Source organism: Streptomyces sp. UH6, assembly GCF_013421635.1.
In the GTDB taxonomy this organism is placed as follows: domain Bacteria; phylum Actinomycetota; class Actinomycetes; order Streptomycetales; family Streptomycetaceae; genus Streptomyces; species Streptomyces abyssomicinicus.
Genome location: NZ_JACADT010000676.1, coordinates 1 through 3,170 on the forward strand (window position 1 = coordinate 1; position 3,170 = coordinate 3,170).

Below are 3,170 nucleotides of genomic sequence, written 5' to 3' on the forward strand. Positions count from 1 at the left end.
GACGCCCTGCTGGTCGGCGGGGTCACCGCGGCGGCGGCGGTTCCGCTCGGGATGCGGGCGTGGGAGCACATCGAGGCGAAGATGGAGGCCGCCCGGCTCTCCGGGGAGCAGGTCACCGTCTGGCTGGTGGACGGCACGACCGGCGTCCACCTGGCGGTCGTCCTCGGGGTGCTGCTGGTCGCGGGCGTGCTGCTGGAGGTGCTGCCGACCTCGCGGACGGGGCGGACGCTGGGCAAGAAGGCGCTCGGCCTCCAGGTCCGCGACATCGAGGGCCACGAACCGCCGTCGTTCGGCGGCGCGTTGCTGCGGTGGGCGGTGGGGACGATTCCCACCCTGCTGGTGATCGGCGTGGTCGGGCTCTTCTGGGCGGTGGTCGACCGCCCTTGGCGGCAGGCGTGGCACGACAAGGCGGCGCACACCTTCGTCGCCGGGGACTGACGCCGAGGGGGCGCCCCGCCGTCGTGGCGGAGCGCCCCCTCGGACCGGGCGCCGTCGGCGTCAGAGGTTGCCGCGGCGCTCCTGCTCGCGCTCGATGGCCTCGAAGAGCGCCTTGAAGTTGCCCTTGCCGAAGCCCATGGAGCCGTGCCGTTCGATCATCTCGAAGAAGACCGTCGGCTTGTCCTGGACCGGCTTGGTGAAGATCTGCAGCAGGTAGCCGTCCTCGTCGCGGTCCACCAGGATCTTCAGCTCGCGCAGCGTCTCCACCGGGACCCGGGTCTCCCCGGCCCACTCGCCGAGGGTGTCGTAGTACGAGTCCGGGGTGTCGAGGAACTCCACGCCGGCCGCCCGCATGGTGCGCACGGTGCGGACGATGTCGTTGGTGTTGAGCGCGATGTGCTGCACGCCCGGGCCGCCGTAGAACTCGAGGTACTCGTCGATCTGCGACTTCTTCTTCGCGATCGCCGGCTCGTTGATGGGGAATTTCACCTTCAGCGTGCCGTCCGCGACCACCTTGGACATCAGCGCGGAGTACTCGGTGGCGATGTCGTCGCCGATGAACTCCTTCATGTTGGTGAAGCCCATGACCCGGCGGTAGAACTCGGTCCACTCGTCCATCCGGCCGAGCTCGACGTTGCCCACGCAGTGGTCGATCGCCTGGAAGGTGCGCTCCGCGGGCGGCTCCACGACCGGCGCGGCGGCCCGGTAGCCCGGCAGGTAGGGGCCCGAGTAGCCGGAGCGCTCGACCAGCGTGTGGCGGGTCTCGCCGTAGGTGGCGATGGCGGCGATCACGACGGTGCCGTGCTCGTCCTTCATCTCGTACGGCTCGGCGACCGAACGGGCCCCGTGCTCGATGGCGTAGGCGTACGCGGCGCGGGCGTCCGGGACCTCGAGGGCGAGGTCGATGACGCCGTCGCCGTGCTCGGCGACGTGGCCGGCGAGGAAGCGGCCCCAGTCGGTGGACGGCTTGATCACCGAGGTGAACACGAACCGTGCGGAGCCGTTCTCCAGGACGTAACTGGCGGTCTCCCGGGAGCCGTTCTCCGGTCCGGAGTAGGCCACCAGGCGCATGCCGAAGGCGGTCGAGTAGTAGTGGGCGGCCTGCTTGGCGTTGCCCACGGCGAAGACGACCGCGTCCATTCCCTTCACCGGGAAGGGGTCGGCCTGCCGTGCGGTGTCGGGAGCGTGGTGTGTGGTCTGCGTCATGTGGGCAGGGTCACCCCGAACCGCAAGGTGCGCAATCCATGGCTTTTTCGCTGCGCAGGTTGCACAGTCGGGGGACCGCCAGGGCGGCGGTTGTGTACAGGATGACCATCGGTGGGGGCGGTCCATGGGGATCGACAGTCTGGACGGGCGCATCATCGCGCTGCTGGCGCGGGAGCCGAGGCTGGGGGTGCTGGAGATGTCACGCCGCCTCGGCGTGGCCCGCGGGACGGTGCAGGCGCGGCTGGACCGGCTCCAGGCGCGCGGGGTGATCCGCGGGTTCGGCCCCGACGTCGACCCCGCGGCGCTGGGCTATCCGGTGACCGCGTTCGCCACGCTGCAGATCCGGCAGGGGAGCGGGGCGGCGGTCCGGGTGCACCTGGCCTCCGTCCCGGAGGTGCTGGAGCTGCACACCACCACGGGCAGCGGGGACATGCTGTGCCGGCTGGTCGCCCGGTCCAACGCCGACCTCCAGCGGGTGATCGACCTCGTCGTCGGCTTCGACGGCATCGTCCGGGCGTCCACGGCCATCGTGATGGAGAACGCGGTGCCGCTGCGCGTCATACCCCTCGTGGAACAGGCCGCGCGGCTGCCGGCCGCCCGGGAGGCCGAAGCCCTGTAGGAGCCGTGCCGCCGGGAGGGTCAGCAGGAGGGGACGTCGCCCTTGCCCGTGCGGAGGGCCTCGAGGGAGGTGACGGCGCCGCGGAGCGAGGTGACCGGGACGAGGCGCAGGCCCTCGGGGAGTTCGGTGAGCGCGTCGCGGCACTCGGCACGGGGGACGAGGAACACCGTCGCCCCGTCGCGCGCGGCGGCCCGCGTCTTCAACGCGACACCCCCCACGGTCCCCACCGCGCCCTCGGGCGAGATCGTGCCGGTCCCGGCGACCACCGTGTCGCCCGCGAGGTCCGTGCCCAGCTTCTCGACGATCCCCAGCGAGAACAGCAGTCCAGCGCTGGGCCCGCCCACGTCCGCCAGGCGCAGCGTCACCTTCACGTCCTCGGGGCTGCGCCCCAGGTATCCCAGTGCCGCCTCCGTCGCGTCGTCCTGCGACTGCCGCATCTGCTCGGCGTTGTACCGCTCGATCTCCTCGACGTCGTCCCCGCTCGGGTAGACGGCGTCGGTCGGCATGACCGCCTCGTCGGTCCGGAACCACCCGTCGACCACGTCGGCGAGGCGGACGTCGGCGTCCGGACCGGTCGCCTCGATCGTGGTCATCCGCAGCTGCCCGTCGGACGGGACCGTGCGGGCGCCCTCGACGGAGATCACCGGTTTGCCGTCCCGCTCGCCGAGGACGTTCACGGTCGTCCCCGGGCGCGCCACCGTGAACGGCAGCGGGGCGAGCGCCGCGACCGCGATCAGCGCGACGGCGGGCAGGGCGCAGAGGGCGGCGGCCTTGGGACGTGAGAGGCGAGAGAACACGGGGTCAATCTAACGGCCCCGTCCCCCCGCCCGGTGAGGCCGCCTCCCCCGGACGGCCCCCTGCCGGATGCGGGCGCCCTCCCGGCGCGGTCGACTCGGGCCATGAGCAG

4 protein-coding genes are annotated in these 3,170 nt (G+C 72.2%); 2 read left to right on the plus strand and 2 right to left on the minus strand.

The genetic code is table 11. The features are described from left to right. A partial coding sequence (locus tag HW445_RS24090) for an RDD family protein (protein WP_180223043.1) occupies nt 1-438 on the plus strand: 438 nt, incomplete at its 5' end. 60 nt (nt 439-498) lie between these two features. Here HW445_RS24090 and hppD read toward each other — a convergent pair. Then, nucleotides 499-1,644, minus strand: a complete 1,146-nt coding sequence (hppD, locus tag HW445_RS24095) for a 4-hydroxyphenylpyruvate dioxygenase (protein WP_180223044.1) — start codon at nt 1,642-1,644, stop codon at nt 499-501. Nucleotides 1,645-1,768: 124 nt separating this feature from the next. Between hppD and HW445_RS24100 the strand changes: the two genes are divergently transcribed. Beyond that, on the plus strand, nt 1,769-2,263 hold the full coding sequence (locus HW445_RS24100) for an Lrp/AsnC family transcriptional regulator (protein ID WP_180223045.1): 495 nt from the start codon (nt 1,769-1,771) through the stop codon (nt 2,261-2,263). Between the two features lie 20 nt (nt 2,264-2,283). Here HW445_RS24100 and HW445_RS24105 read toward each other — a convergent pair whose 3' ends face one another. Further along, nucleotides 2,284-3,060, minus strand: coding sequence for a S16 family serine protease (locus HW445_RS24105; protein WP_180223046.1), 777 nt, complete (start codon nt 3,058-3,060; stop codon nt 2,284-2,286). Between the last annotated feature and the right edge of the window lie 110 nt (nt 3,061-3,170).

Bases quoted from the DNA above. Each gene is read 5' to 3' on its own strand.
- hppD (WP_180223044.1), bottom strand. From the start codon at position 1,644: ATGACGCAGACCACACACCACGCTCCCGACACCGCACGGCAGGCCGAC.
- HW445_RS24100 (WP_180223045.1), top strand. From the start codon at position 1,769: ATGGGGATCGACAGTCTGGACGGGCGCATCATCGCGCTGCTGGCGCGG.